The sequence below is a fragment of the Sphingobacterium sp. MYb382 genome (assembly GCF_037572665.1).
GTDB lineage: Bacteria > Bacteroidota > Bacteroidia > Sphingobacteriales > Sphingobacteriaceae > Sphingobacterium.
In genome coordinates, this window is the sequence record NZ_JBBGZT010000028.1 from 716,422 (window position 1) to 741,168 (window position 24,747).

General features: G+C 36.2%; 24 protein-coding genes. 12 read left to right on the top strand and 12 right to left on the bottom strand.

The genetic code is table 11. The annotated features are described in order from the left end of the window. Positions 1–10 precede the first annotated feature (10 nt). Positions 11–547, bottom strand: coding sequence for an OsmC family protein (locus WH223_RS17710; protein WP_340049174.1), 537 nt, complete (start codon positions 545–547; stop codon positions 11–13). 371 nt (positions 548–918) lie between these two features. Between WH223_RS17710 and WH223_RS17715 the strand changes: the two genes are divergently transcribed. The 5 genes from WH223_RS17715 (at position 919) to cphA (ending at position 6,760) form a co-directional block, all read left to right on the top strand. Continuing rightward, on the top strand, positions 919–1,797 hold the full coding sequence (locus tag WH223_RS17715) for an SDR family oxidoreductase (RefSeq protein ID WP_340049175.1): 879 nt from the start codon (positions 919–921) through the stop codon (positions 1,795–1,797). A gap of 213 nt (positions 1,798–2,010) precedes the next feature. Then, positions 2,011–2,523: a ferritin-like domain-containing protein gene (locus WH223_RS17720; protein WP_340049176.1), complete on the top strand. Its 513-nt coding sequence runs from the start codon at positions 2,011–2,013 to the stop codon at positions 2,521–2,523. Between the two features lie 127 nt (positions 2,524–2,650). Next, complete coding sequence (locus WH223_RS17725) at positions 2,651–2,902, top strand: hypothetical protein (RefSeq protein WP_340049177.1); 252 nt, start codon at positions 2,651–2,653, stop codon at positions 2,900–2,902. A gap of 424 nt (positions 2,903–3,326) precedes the next feature. Beyond that, entirely contained in the window at positions 3,327–3,839 is a 513-nt protein-coding gene (locus WH223_RS17730) for a CinA family protein (protein ID WP_340049178.1), read from the top strand. A gap of 287 nt (positions 3,840–4,126) precedes the next feature. Further along, positions 4,127–6,760 carry a cyanophycin synthetase gene (gene cphA / locus WH223_RS17735; protein WP_340049179.1) on the top strand — a complete coding sequence of 878 codons (2,634 nt, stop codon included), beginning with the start codon at positions 4,127–4,129 and terminating at the stop codon, positions 6,758–6,760. Positions 6,761–6,828: 68 nt separating this feature from the next. Here cphA and WH223_RS17740 read toward each other — a convergent pair whose 3' ends face one another. Further along, positions 6,829–7,455 carry a hypothetical protein gene (locus tag WH223_RS17740; RefSeq protein WP_340049180.1) on the bottom strand — a complete coding sequence of 209 codons (627 nt, stop codon included), beginning with the start codon at positions 7,453–7,455 and terminating at the stop codon, positions 6,829–6,831. A gap of 529 nt (positions 7,456–7,984) precedes the next feature. Then, positions 7,985–8,491, bottom strand: a complete 507-nt coding sequence (locus WH223_RS17745; protein ID WP_340049181.1) for an RNA polymerase sigma factor — start codon at positions 8,489–8,491, stop codon at positions 7,985–7,987. A 276-nt stretch (positions 8,492–8,767) separates the two neighbouring features. Between WH223_RS17745 and WH223_RS17750 the strand changes: the two genes are divergently transcribed. Beyond that, complete coding sequence (locus tag WH223_RS17750; protein ID WP_340049182.1) at positions 8,768–9,724, top strand: glycosyltransferase family 9 protein; 957 nt, start codon at positions 8,768–8,770, stop codon at positions 9,722–9,724. Between the two features lie 130 nt (positions 9,725–9,854). Here WH223_RS17750 and WH223_RS17755 read toward each other — a convergent pair whose 3' ends face one another. Further along, complete coding sequence (locus WH223_RS17755) at positions 9,855–10,286, bottom strand: hypothetical protein (RefSeq protein ID WP_340049183.1); 432 nt, start codon at positions 10,284–10,286, stop codon at positions 9,855–9,857. Between the two features lie 167 nt (positions 10,287–10,453). Between WH223_RS17755 and WH223_RS17760 the strand changes: the two genes are divergently transcribed. Continuing rightward, the gene (locus tag WH223_RS17760) at positions 10,454–11,935 is read left to right on the top strand and encodes a glycoside hydrolase family 130 protein (protein WP_340049185.1); all 1,482 of its coding nucleotides are present in this window, start codon (positions 10,454–10,456) and stop codon (positions 11,933–11,935) included. 3 nt (positions 11,936–11,938) lie between these two features. Here WH223_RS17760 and WH223_RS17765 read toward each other — a convergent pair whose 3' ends face one another. Then, positions 11,939–13,030: a hypothetical protein gene (locus WH223_RS17765; RefSeq protein WP_340049186.1), complete on the bottom strand. Its 1,092-nt coding sequence runs from the start codon at positions 13,028–13,030 to the stop codon at positions 11,939–11,941. 78 nt (positions 13,031–13,108) lie between these two features. Continuing rightward, positions 13,109–14,287, bottom strand: coding sequence for a glycosyltransferase family 4 protein (locus tag WH223_RS17770; protein ID WP_340049187.1), 1,179 nt, complete (start codon positions 14,285–14,287; stop codon positions 13,109–13,111). Between the two features lie 306 nt (positions 14,288–14,593). On the opposite strand from WH223_RS17770, the gene WH223_RS17775 reads away from it, so the two are divergent. Together WH223_RS17775 and WH223_RS17780 are read left to right on the top strand one after the other, a co-directional pair. After that, entirely contained in the window at positions 14,594–14,818 is a 225-nt protein-coding gene (locus WH223_RS17775) for a hypothetical protein (RefSeq protein ID WP_340049188.1), read from the top strand. 56 nt (positions 14,819–14,874) lie between these two features. Then, positions 14,875–15,126, top strand: a complete 252-nt coding sequence (locus WH223_RS17780; RefSeq protein ID WP_340049190.1) for a hypothetical protein — start codon at positions 14,875–14,877, stop codon at positions 15,124–15,126. A 72-nt stretch (positions 15,127–15,198) separates the two neighbouring features. Here WH223_RS17780 and WH223_RS17785 read toward each other — a convergent pair whose 3' ends face one another. Both WH223_RS17785 and WH223_RS17790 read right to left on the bottom strand, forming a co-directional pair. Further along, entirely contained in the window at positions 15,199–15,447 is a 249-nt protein-coding gene (locus WH223_RS17785) for a DUF7218 family protein (RefSeq protein WP_340049191.1), read from the bottom strand. A gap of 17 nt (positions 15,448–15,464) precedes the next feature. Then, entirely contained in the window at positions 15,465–15,944 is a 480-nt protein-coding gene (locus tag WH223_RS17790) for a PA2169 family four-helix-bundle protein (RefSeq protein WP_340049192.1), read from the bottom strand. A gap of 265 nt (positions 15,945–16,209) precedes the next feature. On the opposite strand from WH223_RS17790, the gene WH223_RS17795 reads away from it, so the two are divergent. After that, entirely contained in the window at positions 16,210–16,389 is a 180-nt protein-coding gene (locus WH223_RS17795; RefSeq protein WP_340049193.1) for a hypothetical protein, read from the top strand. A 232-nt stretch (positions 16,390–16,621) separates the two neighbouring features. Here the strand turns inward: WH223_RS17795 and WH223_RS17800 are convergent, their stop codons facing one another. Together WH223_RS17800 and WH223_RS17805 are read right to left on the bottom strand one after the other, a co-directional pair. Continuing rightward, the gene (locus tag WH223_RS17800) at positions 16,622–17,188 is read right to left on the bottom strand and encodes a DUF4142 domain-containing protein (protein WP_340049194.1); all 567 of its coding nucleotides are present in this window, start codon (positions 17,186–17,188) and stop codon (positions 16,622–16,624) included. Between the two features lie 190 nt (positions 17,189–17,378). Beyond that, on the bottom strand, positions 17,379–19,571 hold the full coding sequence (locus WH223_RS17805) for an ATP-binding protein (RefSeq protein WP_340049196.1): 2,193 nt from the start codon (positions 19,569–19,571) through the stop codon (positions 17,379–17,381). A gap of 364 nt (positions 19,572–19,935) precedes the next feature. On the opposite strand from WH223_RS17805, the gene WH223_RS17810 reads away from it, so the two are divergent. After that, positions 19,936–20,592, top strand: a complete 657-nt coding sequence (locus WH223_RS17810) for a response regulator transcription factor (RefSeq protein ID WP_340049197.1) — start codon at positions 19,936–19,938, stop codon at positions 20,590–20,592. A gap of 133 nt (positions 20,593–20,725) precedes the next feature. Here WH223_RS17810 and WH223_RS17815 read toward each other — a convergent pair whose 3' ends face one another. Continuing rightward, entirely contained in the window at positions 20,726–22,060 is a 1,335-nt protein-coding gene (locus WH223_RS17815; protein ID WP_340049198.1) for a PQQ-dependent sugar dehydrogenase, read from the bottom strand. A 1,052-nt stretch (positions 22,061–23,112) separates the two neighbouring features. Between WH223_RS17815 and WH223_RS17820 the strand changes: the two genes are divergently transcribed. Then, positions 23,113–23,442: an ankyrin repeat domain-containing protein gene (locus WH223_RS17820; protein WP_340049199.1), complete on the top strand. Its 330-nt coding sequence runs from the start codon at positions 23,113–23,115 to the stop codon at positions 23,440–23,442. Between the two features lie 774 nt (positions 23,443–24,216). On the opposite strand, the gene WH223_RS17825 is transcribed toward WH223_RS17820, so the two are convergent. Then, positions 24,217–24,747 (bottom strand): integrase core domain-containing protein (locus WH223_RS17825; protein ID WP_340045611.1); only part of this gene is annotated, 531 nt, incomplete at its 5' end.

The window sequence follows — 24,747 nt, forward strand, 5'->3', positions numbered from 1 at the left end:
TTAAAATGCTTTACAAGTTTTCGTTGATAGTAATCTGAACTGGATCAGCAATTGTACGATAGCCAGGCGATATTTTACGTACATGCTCAATAATAGCCTTGTAATCTTCTTGTGTAGCATTGCCTTCTACAACAAAGTTAAATTGCAAGTTTTCAAATCCAACAGAAACTGCGGGGTCAATCTCTAGAAAACCTCTTAAATCTAGTTGACCTATAATTTCTAAACGTACGCTATCTAAGGAAATGCCTTTTGCGCTAGCACTAGCCACAAAGCCAACCATCATACAGCCGGCTAGGCCCCCTAAAATGTAATCCTGAGGGTTAGGATGCTGGTTATCTCCCAAGAGCTCTTCAGGCTCTCCAATTATATACTTAAATGTTTGTTCAATTTGTGCTGAGCCTACACTTTTTGGATGTGTGGTAATTTCTGTATTAACACCGCCTTTCCAATTAGCGGTAACGCCCATTTTCGCAATTGCCTCCTCTGGCTTCGTTGTTATTAGCTTTTTATATTTATTCAAAGCCTCTAAATTGATTTTGTTTAACATCTGTAACGTCGTTTTAATTGAAATATTTATGGAAACAAAATTATAGCCTAGCTATAAATCAAAGGCTAGACAAATAGGAAAATCAATGGTAGTTTTTTCCCTTTATTACTAAATAAAAAATGAGAAATGCTTCAACGTAAGATTACGTTGTTTGTTATAGATCCACGAATTATGATGCTAGGTATTAAGCAGTATACAAGCACGTATAAATTCAGCTTATGCGAGAAATACTGTATTTAGAAAAAAAGCCAACCTAACGCGTCGGTGTACGTTCTATTGAAAAGTTTCTGGAATAATGATACGCAGGTTTGCCAATTGTTAGTCTAGACTGCATATAGATATAAGTGTACTATAAAATAAGGAATTGAGTCATGACAAGTAAAGAATCACAGAACTATAAAATGCCACCATTTGAGACACAAAAGCAAGTGCCGCCAGGTGTAGAAAGTATTATGGATCCTATTCCTGATCATGGAGAGGAGACCTATGTTGGTAATAATCTACTTAAAGATAAAATCGTTTTAATAACTGGTGGGGACTCTGGAATTGGTAAGGCCGTCGCCATAGCAATGGCTCGTGAGGGAGCTCATGTTGTGATAGGCTATAAAGATAGTATCGAGGATGCTGATGCGCTGAACACACTGGCCTGGATTGAAAAAGCTGGTAGCAAGGGCGCATTACTTCCTGGAGATATCCGAAGCGAAGAGTTTTGCCGTTTCATGATTGAGGAAACTGTTGCTGAATTTGGACGAATTGATATCCTCATTAATAATGCAGCTTATCAAATGTCGTATGATAACCTTGAAGATATTTCGGCTCTGGAATGGAACAAAACTTTTGAAACAAATCTGAGTGCCATGTTTTACTTAGTTAAGCACGCACTAGCCCATATCCCTACAGGGGGATCTATCATCAATACCACTTCGGTGAATGCATATACCCCTAATCCATCTTTAATTCCATACGCAGCTTCTAAAGCTGCAATACAAAATTTTACAGCAAGCTTGGCTAAGAAGTTTTTAGAAGAGGGGAAAGGAATTCGGGTTAATGCGGTAGCTCCTGGCCCGGTCTGGACACCATTAATCCCAAGTACAATCCCTGATCATGAAGGCTTCGGAAGTAAAAGCCCAATGGGAAGACCTGCTCAACCTGCGGAACTAGCACCTGTATATGTGTTTCTTGCTTCACCGCAAGCCTCTTACATCTCGGGAGCAACGATCCCTGTTACTGGTGGAGAGATTACGATTTAAATACGATGGAAAATAAAATTAGCGCAAGAAACAAAGGGGAAAAAGTGCCTCCATTAATCATGGATGAGTCCCTTGGCAGGCACGCTGTAAGAAGAATCATCTTAATTGTAGCTATTTCTATCCTAGTATAATCTATGGTTTACTTAATCTTCTTCAAGAATTTTAACCTATCATCTTCAATTTTAGAAATCACAAACCCTTAATATTTATATCATGGCGAATAATCAAAAAAAAGAAATGCCCAATAATCATTTACATGAATTGTTTATTGACGAGCTTAAAGATGTGCTTAGTGCTGAAAAGCAACTTTTAGGCGCATTAAAAAAAATGCAGCAAGAAGCCGTAGGGAAGGAGCTTAAGGATGCTTTCAGCACACATCGAGAGCAAACCCAAGGGCATATCGATAAGTTAAAACAAGTATTTGAACATCTAGGTGTTCCTGCACGAGCAAAAACGTGTAAAGCGATGCAGGGATTATTGGCAGAAGCGGAAGAAATCATCGAGAATTTTGATGGTGATCCCGCAAAAGATGCCGCATTAATTGCTGCTGCTCAAAAAGTAGAACATTATGAGATTGCAACTTATGGTACTCTTGCTACTTATGCATCACTGATGGGACATACAGAAGTGGAAGGCCTATTGCAAGAAACATTAGATGAAGAAAAAGCAACGGATAAGCTTTTGACAGAGATTGCAGTGCGCAAATCTAATCTGAATACCGATTAATAGTTGATTCCATTTTGCAGTTATAAGGATAGGTTAGAAGGGGGCTGTAGATGGTCCCCTTCTGATTTATGAATTAAAGTTTACTGGAACAGCGAGAAGGGTGAAAAAATAGTTAATATAAGTTTTTATGGTGTTTGTAAGACTCAATCATACGACGTTACTAAGATTAAAAGAAAAAGGGTACAATGTTCTTACATCTGCCTCTCTTATTGATAGTGATAACCCTAGCTGGATCCCTGATAAAGTAAACCTTGTGCAGTTCCTTAATGAATTTCAATATAGAATGATTCGCTTCGAGGAACAAAACCTGTTACTTATTGATGATGCGCTACTGTATATGGCTGATGATGATTTCAGCGGACAGGTACTTATTTTTTAGCTCGTTTTGAGGTCATTTTACGGCAAATGTTATCATTAGGTATAAATACTTTATTTGCTGTATTTCTTCGTATTATATGTTTTTATGTGAACCATATCTGAGCGCTAGCTGTTATTATATTAATTGATTTAACACTAAAATAATAGCATATGAAAACTTGCAAAATAATAACATCAATCGCATTTATTAGTTTAATGTATACCGCTGTATCTTGCAATAATCCTGACAACAATAAAGGACAGCCTTCAACACTTCCTCCAACAAATGGAGAAGAGTCTCGTTACAATCTTAATGAAGCAGATACCATGGCATTACCCATTGATAGTAATAGGACCGATACATCTAACACTAGACCTCAATAAATAAACACTCTTCCTTATGCTGCGGATAGAAATTTCCGCAGCAAGGAATAAATCAGCAGGATATGGAACTGAGTTCTCAAAAGCTAGGCCTATGTGATGCCTATTTATCGGCTAACAAAATGAAGTTAGTACTGGCAGAAAGTATGACTGCAGGATATGTAGCCTCCGTAATAAGTTTATTGAGGAAATCGGGGGATTATTTCCTTGGTTCCATAGTCTGTTATCATGATAATATGAAAATAGAATCGCTAAAGGTTGACCCTAATCTTTTGGATCGCTATGGTGGTGTTTCAGCTCAGGTTACAGCAGAATTGATTAAAGGGCTTCAGCATATCTATAATCCAGAGGTAGCCATTGCCGTGACCGGATTTGCCTATGAAAGCGCAGTAACCAGCCTTACTAATCCTGTTGGAACAGTGTATATTAATATTCAATCCCCAGATTTTGATTTTGCCAAGAAATGTATATTTAAGGGTAGTCCTGAAGAAATTATTAAAGAAGCAACCATCGAAATTATCGAAAACCTATACGAATCCATATTGCTTAGCCAAGCTTGTCGTAAAAGTAAATTATAATAGCGCTTTGCTACTTTTCGTACTTAGCTCGTCAATCCAATTTATACGTTTTTTATCGCCGTATTTTTCTTTTAAAAAATGAAGCTATTCATATTTAGGTTGATTTTATCTTGGGTATTAATGCGATATCTTATGGGTGCTGAATTGTTATTTGAACCTTTCTGGCATCCAAGTGTTCAGTAATAGCTTTACAGATGTGAAATTAGTCAATTTAGGCTTAAGAGAAGTTGAGACAGATAACTCTCTAGGATTTGTATTAGCTGAAAGTAGATATTAACGGACTATAGATGAAAATTAGAAAACTAAACGTTATAACAGGACCAAATTATTGGTCCGTTAAAAGAACCAGCTTAATTCAAATGACTCTGGATATAGGTATATATGAAGATCTTCCAAGCGATAAAATACCTGGCTTTGTTGAAAATCTCGTCCGTTTAATCCCCTCATTACAATCGCATAGATGTTCAGAAGGACAAGAAGGTGGCTTTATAAGCCGGATGAAGCAAGGCACTTGGCTGGGGCACGTGATAGAGCATGTTGCTCTAGAGCTACAGTCATTAGCGGGGATGGAATGTGGATTTGGAAGAACAAGGTCTACTGGTGAGCACGGTGAATATCATGTTGTTTTCTCTTTTGTTGTTCCTCAGGCAGGATTATATGCGGCTAAATCAGCCGTTAATTTAGTTAAGCGTATAGCTGAAAATGCATCCTACGACATTGATGCTTGTATACAGGAATTACGAAAGAAATCTTCTAAAGAACTCTTGGGGCCAAGTACTCAATCCATTGTTAATGCCGCTATTAAGCGTGGAATTCCTTTTACGCGATTAGATATGGATTCATATATTATGTTTGGATATGGGAAGTATCAGCGCCGAATCCAAGCTACAGTTGCGGATTCCACGAGTATGATTGCTGTGGAATTGGTTCAAGACAAGCAAAGGGTAAAGCAGTTACTGGAATTAAATAACATTCCCGTGCCTGTAGGGCTGCTCGTTAATAAGAAAAGTGAATTAAACAGGGCTATTGCTAAATTTGGTTATCCGCTTGTTATTAAGCCCTTAACGGGGAATCATGGTAGAGGCGTTACAACGAATGTAATAAATAGCAATACAGCGCTGAAAGCCCTAGATCTGGCATTCACAATTTCTAAAGATGCTATTGTAGAACGCTATATTACCGGGGATGATTATAGGTTTTTAGTGGTTAATTATAAAGTTGTCGCCGTATCAAAGCGGTCTGTGGCTAGTATTACAGGAGATGGTAAATCTACTATAGAAGAATTGATAGAACTAGAAAATAGAAATCCAAAAAGAGGTGATGACCATGAGAATTTTTTAACTAAGATAGTCGTTGATGCACAAACAATCTCCTTGCTGCAGGATGAAAATTTAACCATGGATAGTATTCTTTTGAAATATGAGGTTTTAAAAGTTAAGTATACCGCCAATCTTTCTACAGGTGGAACTGCGGAGGATGTAACAGACATAGTTCCGTTAAAAACGAAACTACTCATGGAGCGTACCGCAAGATTGGTAGGTCTTGATATCTGTGGAATTGATGTTATGTCCCCTGACATCCAATTGCCATTTTTGACTTCAGGAGCTTGCGTGTTAGAAATTAACGCAGCACCAGGTTTCAGGATGCACCTGAGTCCTAGTCATGGAAAAGTTCAAGACGTCGGAGAACACGTTGTCTCTATGTTATTTCCTAAAGATGAGCCTGTTCGTATTCCTATAGTTGGAATAACAGGAACTAATGGGAAAACTACTACAGCGTTCTTACTCTCTCATATTGCCTCCAAGGCAAACTTACTTGTCGGCTGCAGCAGTACCGAAGGAATATTTATTGACCAACAATGTGTTAGTTATGGAGATTGTAGTGGACCTGCAAGTGCCAAAAGTATTCTCTGTGATCCTACGATAGAATATGCTGTTTTAGAGTGTGCTAGAGGTGGGATATTACGTGCTGGCTTAGGATTTAATCATTGTGATATTAGTATCGTAACAAACCTTTCTGAAGATCACCTGGGCCATCAAGGAATACATACAATGGAACAACTAGCTAGAGTGAAACAAGTTTTGCCAGAGGCTACACGTGAAGAAGGTATTACGATTTTAAATGCTGATGATGATTATGTTTATCAAATGCGCAACTCAACAAATGCTCAATTTGCCCTTTTTTCTCTTTCAGCAAATAATCCTCGAATAATCTCGCACATGCAAAACAATGGGACGGTTTCTTATATAGATAGCGGAGAGATGATCTTAGTTCAAGAAGGAGAAGTTGTTAAAATATTACCCGTTGCTGAGATTCCTATTACAATGGATGGTAAATATGATTGTATGATCCAAAATAGTATGGCAGCCGTGTTGGCAGCAGTAGCATCCGGGTTTTCAATGAATCAGATCTTATTAGGTTTACGTACTTTTTTACCTTCATCTGAAATGAATATTGGAAGGATGAATCATTTTCTTATAGATGAAGTTAAGGTAATAGTTGATTATGCGCATAATGTGCATGGATATATCGAGCTTAAAAAATACCTAGCAAAGGTGACCGCTGTACATAAAATTGGAATTATCACAGGAACTGGAGACCGTAGAGATCAGGATATAATTTCAATAGGTATGCTCTGTAGTGAAATTTTTGATCAGATAATAATTCGTCATGATGAAGACTCTAGAGGACGTTCTAAAGATGAAATCACGAAGCTCTTGTTGGAAGGTATCCGCGCTATTGACTCTGGAAAATTAGTAGAAGTTATTTCAAGTGAAGAAGAAGCGCTTCGAAAAGCCATACATGATTGCTCAGCTGGGGGCTTGGTTTTTCTGAGTAGTGATGATAGTAGAACTTCAATAGGCTATGTCGAGCAGCTAGGATGCGAATTCCGAAATGCGCTAAAATACTATGGGACTTAAAACCTGCTTTTATAAGATATTGTTAAGGCTTCTATTGTTTGAATAGAAGCCTTATTTAATTCAGATTTTTAGTTTCTAGGATCGCTTTCAAGTTCATTAGTATCAATAACACCCTTTAGTAAAGATTTCCATTGAGGAAATGATGCGCCAAGCTTGGCTCCTAAACCTATTACTAAATTCCTAATTTTATCAGGAACGCTATCTACATCAAGGTTTATGACTTCGTTTCTTCCATAATAGCTTGCATTAATGTTTGTATCAACCCGTTGTATTTGGAGGGTGGAAGTCGCTATGTTCTTGAAAAAATGCTGCGTATCCTCGCCGCTTTGATGTTCAGGGTTATCACTTGGACGAAGGGTAATTGTTAATGCTTGAAAGTTTTCCTCCTTGCTTTCATCAATATTTTCAATGCGAACATAATCGTAACCGTCTGTGCTGGGAAGCCCTGGCCCAGGAATATCGATTCTAATAAAACCGCCTACCTTCGGGCTATCCCTAGTTTCTAATCCTAGGGGATTTAAATAGACAAATGTCGCCATTGGCAGCTTCGCTAGTTCATGCCATTTATTTATGTTCATTAACCTACTGCGTACTTTTTCGTAGAATTCATTAGCTTGTGCTACATCGGTGAAATTTACACTTTCATAAGCATCCATTTCTCGCCCTTCATTCTGCTGTGGGATTTCATGTTTCATATCTTTTTTATAGGAGAACAGCTGAGCGGGAGATAGGTTAGTCTAAACTTAAAATGAGGTATTTATACCTGGTTTAAATCAATGGAAATGCTGAGGATAGCTTATGAAAATACTTGAAGTATACTTTTATTGAACCTTAGCTGCTAGAACTCTGTTCGTTCATATATCAACATAAAGGATGTTGAATGCTAAATTTATAGGTTATGATTAGATATTTTCTTCTACCCCTGTTGGCTTGTGTAAGCCTTGTATTATCCTGCACAAATACGCGTAACGCCGAGCATACTCAAGATACTCTCCAGCATCAGAATCCTGTAGATACGAACTGGATTGCGCCCCAATCTTTAGACAGTGTAATCCTCGATAGTGCGCATATGGAAAAGGATTCTGTTTCAGGGGGGCTTTTGTAGGCACTTAAAGAAAGCAATATTTACCAATTGAAGCGGAACTTAAAATATTTTTTAAGCTCTGCTTCAATTAAAAAGATGTGGTTTTAACATTACTCATTTTGGTTTGCGGGCTACATTTTTTAATTAAACCTACTTAATTTTCTTCTTAGGGTTTTTCGAATGAAATGTATTCTTGATTTTATTGTTCCCTCAGGGGTATTATACTCTGTAGAAAGCTCCGAATACTTGTATCCATCGATAAATTTGCAGAACATCTCCTTATGCTCCTTAGGGAAATTGTTTAAGAGTTTATCCACATCATTTATAACAAAGTCTCCTTCACTATTATTGTTGCTCGTAGGCTCTAAATATCCCGTGTCATGATATTCTCGGTTCTTATGGCTATCATATACATACTTTTGCTGTTGGCGCCTAAATTGGTTGATGTACACGTTTTTCATGATGACATATAACCATGAAATGAGTTTAGGGTTTTGAAAGAACTGGTCCATGTATTTTAATGAACGCATTAATGTCTCCTGAACCAAGTCTTGGATATCTTCAGGATCTCTTGTGAATTTATAGGCTAAGCTCTTTAGAATTACACCACATTCGCTAATTTTGATATTAATTTCTTTAGTATCCATTTTGTTTATTTTTAATGAAATTAAGGTACCACAATAATAAAGCTGTTTCTTTGGAGTGATGTGCTTTCACGTGTTATTTGTATCTTTTTTGATACAAATACAATTGCATGCAGGTGTTTTTATGCTTCATTTTGTTGTAAATCAGTTTCATTTAACCGTATTTATTTTTAGTCCTCTTCAGTTTATACTTGTTCTTTAAGTATAGGCAACGTTTCGAAGTATTAGCTGTTAAATCTTAAATCATTCTTAGTTTTCCAAATCTTAAAATCATGAATTATGAGAATAGCTATTTTTTGCCCACTTGAATTAGGAAGTATGTTGTGTGCTATGCCTGCTATCCGATGTGTGAAAAAAAACTTTCCTCAAGCGAAGCTTTACGTCATTGGAAGCCCAGGTATGGAGGAATTTATTATGCGCTATAAGTTTGTCCGTGATTTTATTCCTTTTTCATTTCCTAAGCTGGAATCTGAGGATAATTTTCCATTGGACAATGTAGAAGAGTTTGTTCAAGATATATGCGAACTAAAGGTCGATCTTTTAATACAGCTATACGGAAATGGAAGCGGAATTAATGATTTATTAAAGAGATGTGAAGCAAAACAAATCGTCGGCTTTTGTCCTGATGAGCTATCCGCTGATTCTTCATGGATGGTGTATCCTGATGGTATGTATGAAGTTGATCGGTACCTCAAATTGCTTAGGTACATTGGATGTGTCGTTACGGAGGATGATTATAGAATGGAATTTCCAATCAACAGTGGTGATATAGATGAATTTAGTCTGTTTGAAAATTTATTGAACAAAAAATATGCAGTAATTCACATTGCTCGTAGAGGCATCGATGATTGGTGTCCTTTTGATGATTTTTCATTATTAGCACGGTATCTACAAGAAAAAAATTATGAAATAATTCTTACAGGTAGAGGAGCGGAGGATGAACTTGTTACTCCTATGAAGTGGCTTAAATCAGCTAATGCAACAAATCTTCTAGGTAGAACAAACCTCGGGCAGTTCGCTTGTTTATTGAAAAATGCTTGCGTATTTATTAGTAATTCTGCTGGAGCTTCCCACTTTGCAAGAGCGTTAGAAACTAAAAGTATGGTGCTAAGTTTAGATATCGAGCCCCGGAATTCGCTGATTAAGAATAACAATTTGCATTATAACTACGATGCAATTGCTGAGCTTGATTTTAGTGCTTTAAGTAAGGATTTAAATCGCCTTATTTCCTCCTAAAATTAGACGTAAAGGAATTTTATCTTCCACAAAGGAGTATGGTAGTCCCTTTGTGAAAGATAAAATATAGTGTGTAATGAATGCTAGATTGTTTATTGTACTGGTTTTTTCTGATAAAAATATTCTCACCTTACACTTTGTCTAAACCATCCCCCCAAGGCCTCTTCTGATCTTGTCGGTTTTCTTGTTCAACGTTATCTATGTTTTCATCTAAAGTTGTAATGGGTTCCTCTTGCTCGACCGCTGGAATAGTCTCCTCAACTTCTGGTGCTGGAGCTTCATTGGGATGGTCAATCTCGGGATTCTCCTGGGGCGTGTTTTCTTCCCTTTCGATAATATCAGGGTTTGATCTCTCTAGAGGCAAGATGTCTGGCTGTTCATGCTCATCTGGTAGGTTCTCTACATCTTCATTTTCTGTTTCGGGATTCTCCTCAGGCACCTCTTGTCTATCCGGAGAAGGGAAGATTTCATTAGATTGAGTTTTTTCAGTATTGCTGTTTTCAGCCATAAAAGCAATAACAAGGCCTAGCTTGTGGATTGCGGTTTCATTTTTTCTATTCATTTGTATTTTTATATGTATTATACGAACCAGAATTTGAAGTTATGGTTGTCCCGTTAACTACGTGTTTTTCTGCGTTAAACACCTGAGGGGGGATATAGAGGACTGTTGGATTGCATGTATGGATTTGTTTTTATTTGCGTGAACGTTTTGTATGATTTATTGGTTCTATGTATAAAGAGATTATGCCATTACATATTCAACGAAAAAAGTGTTTCTTTAAACCTAATTCTAAAAGGGTATTAGCCCGTTACTTTAATTTAGATCCCGATAGGATGGTGAAAATTATCCTTAGGATAGATGCAATGAGTAAGAAGCAAAAAAAGGATGTACTCAATCAACTCCTTCGTAATTTTTCCAATAGACACCGTAGTATTGTTGCTGTATGGGAAAAAAGCTTTCATCATATCGAGCACCTCTTTGCCCGGGAAGAGTTGACGGATATCTTAATTACGCCTGAGGATAAATTGATTATTGGTGCTTATTTTACGAAAGAGTATTCTATTGAAGCTGCTGCATTTTTTAATCCTTCTATTGTCGAATCACCTGATCAGAGCCAACTTGCAGATGGAGAAAAACGTGTAATTATTAGTTTTAGAGCGACTGGAGAAGGACATGTCTCCTCGATAGTTTTTAGATCCGGAATTATTGATGCCAATTTAAACCTTTCCGTGGAGGAACTAGGTAAACTATTAGAAAAGCCCAAACGCTTTAAGAGCTATCGGTACCAAAGGGCTGATTTCATAGAAAAGCTTTTACAGATACATTATACGAATCCTTCCATGCTAGCTATTATTGAAGCTAAGTTTTCAAGTAGTTTTACCTATGAGGAGCTAAGGAGATATGTCAAAGAAATACAACAAGAGCAAGAGCTAGATTTAGACGGACATACATTAATGAGCCATATCTTATGGCTGGCATCATCTCATTACGAAATTACCTATTCCCTTGATACCTCTATCTCGGAACGTGTAATTTTTCCAATTTCTGATACGGAGAAAAATGGTATTGAAGACGCAAGGTTTGTTCACTTCCAAAACGAAAAGGGAAAGAGTATCTATTACGCAACCTATACAGCATATGATGGCCTAACAATTTTGCCTAAATTGCTTTCCACTCAGGATTTTATTCACTTCAAGGTCCAACCTATAAACGGTAAAATAGCAAATAAAGGAGCAGCTCTTTTTCCAAGAAAAATCAATGGAAAGTATGCTATGCTTTGTCGAGTAGACGGAGAGAGTAACTATATCGCCTTTTCAGAAGATATTGTGAATTGGCATCAAGAAACAACTTTATTGAAAGAACCAGAGTACCCTTGGGAGTTTGTTCAGCTAGGAAACTGTGGATCTCCGATAGAAACATCCAAAGGTTGGCTTGTGCTCACACATAGCGTAGGAGCTATGCGAGAGTACACAATTGGTGCGTTACTTTTAGATCTTGAAGACCCTCGCAAAGTAATCGGAAAATTAAATCAGCCTCTTTTGTATCCCAATGCTCAAGAAAGAGAAGGGTATGTCCCGAACGTTGTTTATTCATGTGGGCAATTGATACATAATGGACACTTGATTATTCCGTATGCGATGTCCGATTATTGCTCGACTTATGCTACTGTTTGCTTGGATGATTTACTTGAAGCTTTAACAAGTAATTGATAATTAACTAAATGCAGTGCTAATGTACAAGTGTGCTGACCAAAAGCTAATAACACTTTCAGCACCTTGGTTTTTATTTTTCGATTTTTCATCCAGGCCATCTGAACACCCTTTACTTATGGGGTCATACAAGGTAAGCCCGAGCGTATTTTTACCAAAAAACCATTCAAAGGTATGTAGCATACGGTTTTTGTAGAAAGCATTGCTGGTTAATATGTACAGCTCTTTGTATAAAAGAATTAACGATGGTATCTCAATTGGTTGCTGACCTGAGCTGTACGTTGATTCTTGTGTTTCTAAGGTAATTTCCTGTGTGAAGTACCTAGCTTTTGTCAACCACTCTTTATTACCGATTAAGGATAGGTATCCATGTTTGAAAAGTAATTTATCCAAAAATGCAATACTTTCTTGTGCGACATAGCTTGCCCTTAAATGCCCTGTAGCTGTGGCACTGCGGAGTAGGCTAAGTGGAATAATCGCATTGTCATAGGTTATTATTTGTTCATACCAATGCCATTCACCATCTTTGGCTAGCTTATATTCTTTTAGCAGAAATTCAGTTAGTTCCTGAATTAAGGTCTCCACATTTTTATTTTCAGGATACGATTGGTAGTAATCGCTAAGGCCTAATAGACAGTATGCTACTGCGCGGATAGAGTTTAATGCTCGACAATGGGGTAGAGCTTTTAGGAAGATTTCATGGATGAATTCATTGAAATCTCCACCTTTATCATGTTTAAGATTAAAGCCTAAGGCTTGAATCGTTCTTCCAAAGCTGTCTTCAGTACCTTCACTATCTAGAAATTTATGATCCATGGATAGAAAATTCCTAAACTTGCCATTTTCAAGCTGCATATAATTTATATAGGAGAGATAGGTTCCTAGAAGCTCTTTTGATCTCGGTGAGGGAGAAACTCTGTTTACCATAGTTAACAGGAGCATAGCTCTTGAATTGTCATCTAAACAGTAGCCATGTTCGTAATTTGGTAATGTATATTTCCCATGTTGCATTAGTCCAACGGAGCTTGTCAGCCTGGATAAGTAGTTTATATTGAGTCTTGGGAAATCTGGTATATATTTCTGTAGTGTTCTCATATCAACGTGATTTTTATTCTCTTGATAATAAGTCAACTTTCTTGTATTGCTTGTTCTATTTGACATTATGCTGGTGGTTTAAGAAGAAAGCTGTTTGTAGTTTACTGGAAATAGGCTAGGAATGGTTTGTGTAACCGCTTTTTCATCAAAGATTTCATCTATGAATTTTAGTAGTTTAATTCCAATCCTTGGCCATTGCATATTTTGACCATATCTAGCCGCATTGGCACTGTAGCGTTGAAGTAATTTCTCATTGCTGAGTAGTAGGTTAATTAATTGGGCTAAGCCAACAGAATCTCCAAAATTAAATAATAGCCCTCTATCTTTAGCTAGTAAGTCTAAAGCATACCAATATGGGGTTGAAATTACGGCAGAACCTGCTCCAAGTGCAAAGGTGAGCGTTCCACTACTGATTTGATTTTCATTGGGGTAGGGGCTAACAAAAATATCGCAAGCTTTTAAATAGCTCAAAAGAAGCTCTTCAGTGGCAAACTCATTAATAAATAGAACTTTTTGTTCTAGCCCTAAGTCGATAACCATTTTTTCTAAATGAGTTCTATATTCTTCTCCATCTCTGCGTAGAATATCTGGATGCGTAGTTCCTAGAATAAGGTAAACGAAATTGGTTTCTTTTACATTTGCTACGGCCTCTATGGCAGTTTCGTAACCTTTATTTGGACCTAGGAAGCCAAAGCTTAGCATAACCTTGGTGCCCTTTAAACTCAACATTTCCTTGGCATCCATTTTACTTAATGTAAATTCGGGAATACCATGAGGAATGACTTTGATTTTTGTATCTGATAGTGAATAGCCAGAAAGGAGCATATCGATAGCTGATTGTGTCATAACGGTAAGTTTATCACTATAGATATCTAGTTGCTGAACGACTGTTCGCTCTGAAGGCGTTGGATGTTTAAGAACAGTATGGAGGTTCGTTATTACTGGAATGTGAAGCATTTTTAAAAGCTCCACAATATAGTAACCTGTGTTTCCACCAAAAATTCCGTATTCGTGTTGTATGATGCAGGTATCGTAATTCTCATTAATGAATTTCGCTGCGGTTTGATAATCCTGCAAATCGTCTTTTTTGATGATAAATTTAACTTCCTTAGGGAAAATAGATTCGCTGGAATCTGAGATGGCGATAATACCTGGTTTATCTAGAATTAGGTTATGTAATGATTTATACAAATCATGCGTAAATGTTGCAATACCACATTTACGAGGAAGGTAGGTTCCTATTATGGCTATTTTCATTTTCTTAGTTTTTTAAAGCTTATAGTCTTTTACAAGCTTACTTTCTTAGAATGAACAGCCAAGGTGTGAAAGGGTTGTGAAATATTAGGCTAAATGGGATTTTGAGGGTTAATTGCATTTAACACACGTGTTAAACTCAGCTAAAGCTATAGTTTAATCAATGAGTTTGTTTTAATACTTGCTCAGTGCTAGAAAAATACGATTCAATTGATGTTTATCCATATTTGCTCCGTGTTTTTACTTGTTCTTCCCTTTTCCTAAACGTTTTCTTAAAGCCAGTTGTTCTAAAAAGTAAAGAATACTCCTATGAAACTACTTAAAAACATCTTCTTATGGCAAGGCACCTTAGTTCTTTTAGCTTTTAGTTCTTGCCTATCTGAACAAACTACCGAGCAAGAATCTTATGAACCAAGTCCAGTTTCAGAATCAGATAAAGTGCGCTACAATTTGGATGACGCAGCAGCAATGGAATTTGGGAGACTCGATTCCTTGGATGCCGATACTACGATGGTATCTAAGGATAGTCTTTAAAATCTCTTGGCCATTACCGTAGCTGCAATTAAAAGAATAAATTAAAAATTACACATATGGAAAATTTAGAAAATGACAAAAAATGTCAAGCGACAGAATTGGATAAAAAGATTAAGAAAGTGGTTCGGACAAATTCTGGAAACGTTTTATTATGTACTTCGATTGGTATTTTGGCGCTCGCCGCTGGACTGAGGTATATGGGACATCGAAATAGCACTGTTTTATTAGGACAATGCGCTGGATCTTTATTTCTGTTTGGAATTTATAGGAAGCTCGTTACTCCGAAAATTCAAAATCCAACAGAATAACCATATTTCAGGCCGACTATAAAACTTTAGTCGGCCTGAATTTAATTTTTAGATGTAATGTCGTGCTATTTATTAATGACCTTTTATCGCCTTTATCAAATCTTGTTTGGACATCCTATGTCTACCAATAATACCTATTTTTTTTGCTTGGTCTAATAATTCCAATCGAGTTCGTGCGACGAGTTGGCTTGCTTGCCCACCGCGCTTACTTGCTCCAGGGCTGTTGGCGATTCTTGCAGCCTTCTCCTTACTAGCCCCTTCACGCCTTAATGCTTCGTGTTTTGCATCATCTTTTATTTGGTTTCCGTGGTTCTTTGTCATGGTCTTCTTGTTTAAAACTAACTAAGAGGCTCTTCGATGAAGTCTCTATTTAGTTGCTTGATATGATTATGAGCTTTTGTTTGAATCAAGGACTGACTTTCTAGGATAAGAAGGACTGTTGCATTTAAACTCTCCGCACCATCTAATGCTTTGAAATATACTTTCTCATGTTCTTCTTCCCCGCGCTCGCAGCTGGCTAAAATAGATTTAGTTGTTGAGGGGGATATCATAGCCTTTATATCCATCCATATACGGAATAGTTTACCGCTTGCTCGGGTTCCTTCTTCTGGATATTCGCCATCTTGGAAAACTAGAGGTATAAGCTCCGTATTAAACTGTATGGATTGATCTCTGTATTCTTCAAAGGCTGTCCTAATCGTAATATTCGCTGTGCTAGGTAGTAAGCCTATCGCTGCTTTATATCCCTCTATTCTGTCATTGTTAATCTCGATTAACATATTAAGAGTGTCTGTTTGATTTTTTTTGATTTTCTCCATGATCTTTTCTTTTAATTATGTAAGAAGGACAAGTGAGGATTATAATGGTTGTTGAAATTTTATAATAGGGTGTTTTTACGCCTGTATTTACGTGTAAATACAGGTGACTGAATAGATATAAGGAGTTAAATACTTGTTTTTAAAATATCGGCAACTCTGCTTCAACTCGTTTGTTTATTAAATGAGTTGTCGGTTTATAGTTCTATGCTGTTAATCATATGGAATAATAACATTGACTCTGTAATTCACCATAAAAAAGAATAGGATGAAAACATATAAAAATAAAAAAGGCAGTGAAATACCTGACTCAGCAGTTAACCAAGCTGATGATAAACCAGCAGCACGCGGAATATTGATTACTATTATACTTCTTATAAGCATATTAGGGGTGATATATTTTATCTTTTTTAAAGATTATTTCATGTCTTTGTTCCCCGCTGATTAGCGATTGAAATATTTAAAAACCTGCATTCAGATATCTCCCATTTGCTTGCTCAACAGAAAGGGGTAGTCTCGAAAGAGATTATCCTTTTTGTTTTTAACTGAATGTAGTCATAATATAGCTTATTTTATTCTTTTCGTATAGGTGTATAAAAAATGCTACCTCATTTTCTTTGAGGCAGCATCTAGGAAACTTATGGGTACATTTTTATTTTTATAGCCTGTACAGCTTGCTATTATCTGATATCCGAATCCGTTGTTTCTTGGACGGCATCTTTTTCGTAATTGCTCACCCATTCAATATTTGATTCTAAAGGTCTTATTTGTCCCGAAAGAATGTTTTTCAAATCTGCATCGGCATATTCGTTTGCTGAGAAGTCTTGAAAAAGTGAAAGTGATTGTTGATGATTACTTAAGCTCGCCTGTAAATAATGTTCATCAAAATCATTTGCTTGTAGGTTATTGAGCGTTTCTAGCTGACTATTGTAAAGCTGTCTATCTAGTTCTGGAAGCTGCCAGCTTTTCTGGGCAATCAACCCATTGTACTGCTCAGATAGCTTTTCTCTTTCGGTAATTAAACGTTGCGCATATTCTCGTACCTGACTGTCCTGACTTTTCTCTAGCGCTAACTTTGCGGCATCTATTTCAAATAAATTTGATGATTGAGCATTCGCCGCAAACTCAATGTCTGCACCTTGCGTGTTTTGCGCTGATTCGTTCTCCGTGATTTGAGCAAATGTAAACAGGGGCCCTAATAATAAACCTATCATTATTACAGCCGTGTTTTTTATATTAGTTTTCATACATGTTGAGATTAAAATGTTTTTTAAACAAATTCTGAATGATATCATAATCCTTATCAATAATAGTTCTGATTATCTTTAAAGCTTATACCACTCACTACCTACATGAATGGTTTAAAAGGTTTTTCGTTGTCAATTTTGTTTAATCAGGTATTAAGTTCTTTTTATGGGGTGAAATACTTGTTGTTGTCTAGATATTACTAAGCATAGTTTTTGGAAAGCCTTCTATTAATGGAAAGTATAGGTCAATCTGTGTGCCTTTAGATTTTACAGAACGTATCTTGATTGTTCCACCAAGCCTGTCCATGATTCTTTTTGCCAATGTCAGACCAATTCCAGACCCTTTATGTGCCAAGGCATTATCTGCACGATTAAACATGTCAAAAATTGAGTTAATGTTGTGTTTAGGAATGCCGATACCATTGTCTCTAATACAGTAATGTACATGGTCATCATACAGGAAACTGCGAATAGAAACCTTTGCATTTTCTTCTGATTTAGAGTATTTTATTGCATTTCCTATGATATTTGTGAATACTTGATAAAGGGCGCTTTTTTCTCCCCAAACAGGGTAGAGTTTGCCATAAATTACTCTGCTATGCTTTGAATCATATAATAGGATGGTTTCCTGCACAATTTTCTTTACTGAAAAACGCATTGGAATTGGGTCTTTAGTAAAAGCTTTGATTTTGTTTTGACTCAAGAAAACAATGTTATCTATGATGTCCGATATATTTCCAATGTTAGAACTTAGATTTTTGTGCCAATCAACTAGTTTTTCTTTAGGAATATTATGTGCATTATGGGTTAAGAAATGTAGACCACTTCCTAGAATTGAAAGTGGGTTTTTTAAGTCATGCGCTAGTGTGAAGGTAAACATTTCTAGTTCATTGTTCATCGTTTCAAGCTCTTCAGATAGTCTTTCTTTTTCTTTGGATTTGTGTATTATTGATTCATTTATAGCTGATTGCAGCGCATGTATGAAGTTTAAATCATCATCATCCCAAGCTATTGATGAGTCTTGAATATTTCTTTCCCAGGTAATGATTTGACTTTCTTGTTCATGTTCTGATAAATTTGAATTTGGTTTACTGGATTTATCAATATGCGTAATCTTGGTCTGTTTTTCTTTCCTAAACCATACGATGTAATAATCACTGTCATGATCTAGTCTATAGGAAAGGATGCCTGCAAAGTTTAACGATGAGGCAAATTTATCACCATGATTTAATCTGAAATTATGATCCTTGAAAATTATTTTTTTTGTGTGGTTATTTATATAGTTAATAATCTCTTTAAATAGGATGCTATTAGGGGTATGTCCATGAAAGAAAAGCTCTCCCTCATTATATATAGCAACACCATCCGATCGAGTCATCTCATTAAGAATATCCATTATGCCAATCATAGTGCAATTAATGGATTTATCCTGATAGAGACGTTCTTTAATTAGGTTTTCAACGCTTCTAAAATGCTCATTTTTTTCAAGCGTTATTTGTCTTGCATTGCTCTCGAATTTACTCGCTGCATTTTGTACAAAAATGGCACACAGTTTTCTTTGCTGCAAATCGATTACCCGGTTACCTGTATGATAACCGACCACTAAACCCCAGAATTTTCCATTGACAATTAACGGGAAAAAAATGGCTGAATTTATCCCCAATGAGATGAAATATTCCTTATATAGGATTGGAAGAGGAGCCAGCTGAGTACAGAGAGGGTCAAATTTATCATCCGTATAGTAAAATTGCTGTTGGGCACTTCCTATATTAGGAACATAACGATAGGCAGCGCTTTGAAAATAGGATAACGTTTCTTGTGTCATTAAACTTTCAGAAAATTCTTTGTTTAATTTCAGCTTACTGTTCTTCCTACAGTCTTCGGATATTATTTTACTTAGGCCTGTTTCATAAACTTGCAGTACAAATACACGATCAAAATTTAAAAAACTGTTTACTGCGCGACAAACCATATCCCACTTATTTGGATAGGAGCGGTCAAGTAAAAAGCCAATCTCATTAAGTTTTGTAGCAGAGAGATATTTTTTTAACTGTGGTTCCCATTCTAAATAGATTAAGTTCTTGTTTTTGTTGCATTTAAAGTAATAGTTGCTGCCATTGACACGAAGACCTAGTATTTGTCTAGGTAAATCGTTCATCGAAGCATTTTTAACGAAAATAGATAGTTTCGAATTAAGCGATTCAAATGCCTGTTGTAGGAAATCTTCCATGGAAATACCTATCAGGTTTTCAGGAGTTTGGTTTATTTGTTTTGCTGCAACCGTGCTTATTCCAATTAGTATGAATTGGAGGTCCATAACTATCAATCCTCCATAGTCTTGCACTGAAATACAGCTTAAATCTGTATCCTTAGGTGTTGTCATAGGTAATTGTCTTTCGTTTGTAGATATTAATTAAAACGGAGGTTGCCCCGAAAAAGTATTAACTATTAATAGTTTTAAACTACTGCTAGTATTTTTTTAGTACTCAATAGAGTTTTATGTTATTTTGCTGACTAATAGTGGTTTGAATTAAACGTGTGTTTAAAGTATTTAATTCTACCACCAATCTAAGTATATGTCTCATTACTTGATTAAATCTCGATATACAAACCGTATTAATACTTGTAGAAAAGGTATTTAACGTATTTATTTGGGTGCGATTTTTGATGTTATTTTATACTACTCTGGAACGTTTTACATGGGGAGTTTTATTCCTTGCAACCCCTGAGGTCAATAAAAAAAAATTATGATAAGAATTCTTTTGGTTGATGACCATCTTCTTGTGAGAAATGGCATAAAAATGCTTTTAGATACCCATCCTGACATCGAAGTTATTGCTGAAATGGACAATGGAAAAGAAGTACTTTCATTCTTGGCCGGTAACAATACATGCGAGATTATTATCACCGATATTAATATGCCTGAAATGGATGGCTTCGAACTAGCAGAAAGGATTCAAAAAGACTACCCTAATATCAAAGTAGTTTTTCTATCCATGTTGAATGAAAGAAAACAATTGCTTCAAGCTTTTAATATTGGAGCGAAGGGATACCTTGTGAAAAATGTTAATTATGATGAACTCTTCTTTGCTGTCGAGTATATCCATAAGGGTGGAAAATATTTGTGCAATGAATTATCTCAACAGCTGATAGAATATCTAAATAGTCATCCGAATTTTGAAGATAAAGGAAAGGCTATACTTGAAACAATGGAGATTAGTGAACGCGAACTAGAGGTTCTCTATTACATTAGCGAAGGGCTAACCAACAATGAAATTGCAGATAAGTTATTTTTAAGTAAGCGTACCATTGAAGGACATCGTCAGAACCTTATCGATAAAACAGGTGCTAAAAACTCAGCTTCACTTATTAAGTATGCCGTGTTGAATGGATTGGTAAGTTGATTGTTAGTTTTCGTCTTCGTTTATTCAATAAACAATATCCGTAAAGTGATACCTCATACATACCTATTTTAGAAGGCTTGTATGAGGTGTTTCTATGAAATGTGAACAAGTATTTTTGGTGCTATAGCGAATATCATTCTGGAATAACAGCCCAGATTGTGTTAGCCGCATCATCTGTTACCAAGATATAGTTATCCGTAAAGGCTACCGCTACAGGTCGGCCGTAAACTTCCCCTGCATTTTTGTCCGCTATAAACCCGGAAAGGAAATTCTGCGGTTCTCCCACAGGTTTGCCATTTTCAAATTCTATAAAAATTACCTTGTAACCGACAAGTTCAGATCTATTCCAAGAACCGTGTTGACCGATGTAAGCTCCATTTTTAAATCCTTTCCTCTGACCAAGAGCTAAACCTAATGAGCCTGTGTGAGATCCGATGGCATAATCTGGCTTCCTTGCTTGGAGTGATAAGGAGTGTGGTATTTTTCCTTCCCATCTTGGGTCAACATAATGTCCCCAATATAAATATGGCCAACCATAAAAATCCTTGTCTTGGACAGATGTTAGGTAATCAGGGACTAGCTTATCACCAAGTTCATCTCTTTCATTAACGACAGTCCATAATGTTTGGCTATAACCTTCAAAGGCCATTCCCACTGGGTTGCGAAGTCCTGAAGCAAATATCTTTTGTTGCGTTCCATCAGGGTTCATTTCTAAGATGGCTGCGCGGTTTACTTCCTTATCCATGCCATTTTCTCCCACGTTACTGCCCGAACCAACTGAAACGTAAATTTTACTACCCTCATGATTTGAGATTAGATTACGAGTCCAATGATTATTGTAGCCCCCGGCTGGTAAGTCGATTATATGCTGGGCCGCACCAGTAATTTTTTCTGTTACTGGGTCATACGGATAACGAATAATGGCATCTGTATTTGCTACATAAAAGTAGTTATCTATTAGGAGCATCCCATAAGGTTGATGTAGGTTGTCTAGAAATACTTCTTGGGTTTCAGCGATACCATCTTTGTCTTTGTCACGAAATCGAAGTATTTGATTTGGGCTTTGACTTCTAAATAGATTCTGAGAATTGAGTATTTTCGCATTTTGGTTCTCCTTTTCTGTCCTCGCTTGGGCGACAAAAATATCACCATTTTTTCCTATATAGATATTCCTTGGACTATTTAGATCTTTAGCAAATTTTACAACGCGATATCCGTTAGTAGCGATAGGTTTTTCATCATTTTTCCAGCCTAATATTTTCGCAAATTTAGTGGAATTACGACTTTCTGAACTCTGGTGTAAATCCTCTAAGTCACCGAATTCATCTAAATTAGCTACGGAGTCTAGTTTTTCATTATTCTCTTGATTAGTATTGAAACAAGAACTAAAACCTAGGACGACTAGGACTGCGTATGTGCATAACTTTAATAGGGGATAAGTTAAAATGTAGGATTGAAGATTTCTCATAGCATGTGGTTGAAATTAAATATTTGATGTAGATTTTTATACGAACGGTATTGTATGACAAAAGGTTCATCCTAAATTTCAATTATTTGCTCTATAAGGAATATAAAAGCCTACCTAATAGATTTATTGTGTTTTACTTTTTGTAATTGATGTTTGTTATGACATTACGAGTTTTGAGTATAGTATGATTAGTCTTTAAGCGTTTCGCAATTTTACCCCATCCAAAAACAGTAATAACGAATATAATTGCTCTATATCATCCTGTCTATATGCACGGAGAGCCACCATTAGGTAGTTTTTTGTTTTATCTAAATTTCCGCTGATTTTTAATCAAGTAGAATTTGGTATAATCCGGTAATTGTACGCTATTATACATAGTTTTTTTGGAGACCTTTACTAAGCTCAATCAAGGCATAAACATTCAAGTCAAACAGATAATTTTCTTGCATAAAAGACGGAATTATCTATTTGATTTTTTGACTGCTGCGTCTGTTTATGAGAGACATGGGGATAGTCTGATTGAAGCGTTGGTCGGCATTCTTCCCTAATAACAGGGAAAGGATTACCAGGAGATACGTAAAAGAGATTGGAAATTATTGTGTATTTTCAATTACCCAATAATTTTTTTTTAGGTGATGAGGTTATGAGAAAAGTAAGATAAAAGCATCTTTCATTCCTTGGAAAATTTTTTCTCTATTGTCTATGACTAAAATAGAGAAAAAAATGATGAAAAAAAATAAAATCTATTTTTCCATTGTAAAAATTCATCTTCTTCATTAAAAAGTCTAAACTTTTTAAAATAAATTTGATACTAAGCGACTTATAGTAAACGCAGGAGCTATAATTAAACATGTCGAAACAACAGAGGCGTATCCTATTATATAGGCTGCGTCTCCTACCTTTCCACCACTTATTTCTAGTAGTTCATTTTCTGTTAAACATACTATTTTCATGATAAAATATATTATGATTATTAAAAAATATCGTTTAAAGCATCCTTCATTCCTCTAATTATAGAGTCTCGATTGTCGTACAAATATATTGTCAGAGGGATGGCCCAAAAAGGAAATGCTCCCCCGTGGATTTTTTTCATTTGTTCAGCTTTTAAATGGGCTTGTTGGCGAAACAATCCAGAAATAGCAAAGTATTTATTGGAATATGGAGCTGATTATAAAAGTGAAACGACTTCAAAATCAGAATTGCTATTTTGGATTTGCGGTTTAGGTCATAAAGAAATTGTAAAACTTTTATTAGAACTGAAAGTTGACTTCAAAACGAAAGTAAAATTCAAAGGTAAAATGATGGCTTATGAGGGAAGTCCTTTAGATAGAGCAATTGTGACAAATCAAACAGAAATTGTGAAACTTATAAATGCTGACTAAAAAGTACGAACGCACAACAAGGGGGCAATAGTGGAACGAAAGTGCAAAATTCAACATTAGTTCTTCGATTGAAATTTTGTGAAAAATTGAAGATTTGTGCTTCGATTGCCCCGCCATCGCAAAGACGCCAGGGCATTAGCGGTGATTGTAAATTGACACTTACAAAATTTAATAAATAGTAGATACGTAACCAATTTGGCATATAGCTTCCCTGTTATAACGACTTCAAAAAGTCATCACGGTAGAATAATTAAGCCAGAGCACGAAGTTATTTACGAAAAAACGGACATAGATTCCCTTTTCATAAAACAGCTGCGATATGTGATATACGGAATAAAGTCGGCAGATAGGATTTATATAAGGGAGCCTAATTAAGATAGTCTGTTGTTAGAGCTGTCAGGCATTTAAGAAGAGTGAAACATGTCTAAACGAGCAGTTGGCCAGAGATGTAATTCTTTTGCCCAGACACAAGTAGGAGTTCCCCGCGGCTTGAGCGAGAAATAGTTTCTAGTTGGTAGTAGATACCATTGTGCTTTTCATGTTTATACGAACAAACGAAAGATTTACTTTGCTTGTAAAAACAAAAAAATAGTTGTAATTTGTTTTCAGGATTTTGAATGTTTTAACTCGAAAGTTTATAGCCTGTACTGAATCTGCTAATGAAAAATGCCAGATTAACTTACTCCTCCGGTACATCCAGGTTTTAATTTCTTTACTGTGCTTATCGTGAAGACTTACCATTTTTCAAACAGTGAATAAATATAAAAATATGCTTTAAGAAACCAATGGATTCTTAGCATATAACCAAGGACTTAATCCGTTTAATGATTTATGTGGATGATTACTATTGTAGTCAATCTGCCATTCATAAGCTAACGCATTGACTTCTGTCAGTGAATCGAACAAGTATGCATCTAATATGTCTTCCCTAAATGTCCGATTCATTCGTTCGATATAAGCATTTTGCGAAGGCTTTCCTGGCTGGATGTACTGTAACCCGATTCCGTTATCGTGACAAAACTCAATAAATACTTTAGACAAAAATTCGGGTCCATTATCCGTTCTTATGCGTTTGGGCTTGGGTCTAAATAACAAAAGCTCCTTTAATTTCTGCACCAACCTGACGCCGGGTATGGAATAGAAAGCCTCATTTATCAATGATTCCCGGTTATAGTCATCAATGACATTTAGTACCCTGAATCTACGCCCATTAGCCAGAGAGTCACTCATAAAATCAATTGACCAGGTTTCATTGACTGTGCCGGGAACCGTCAGTTTTTCTTTAATCCGAGACGGAATACGACG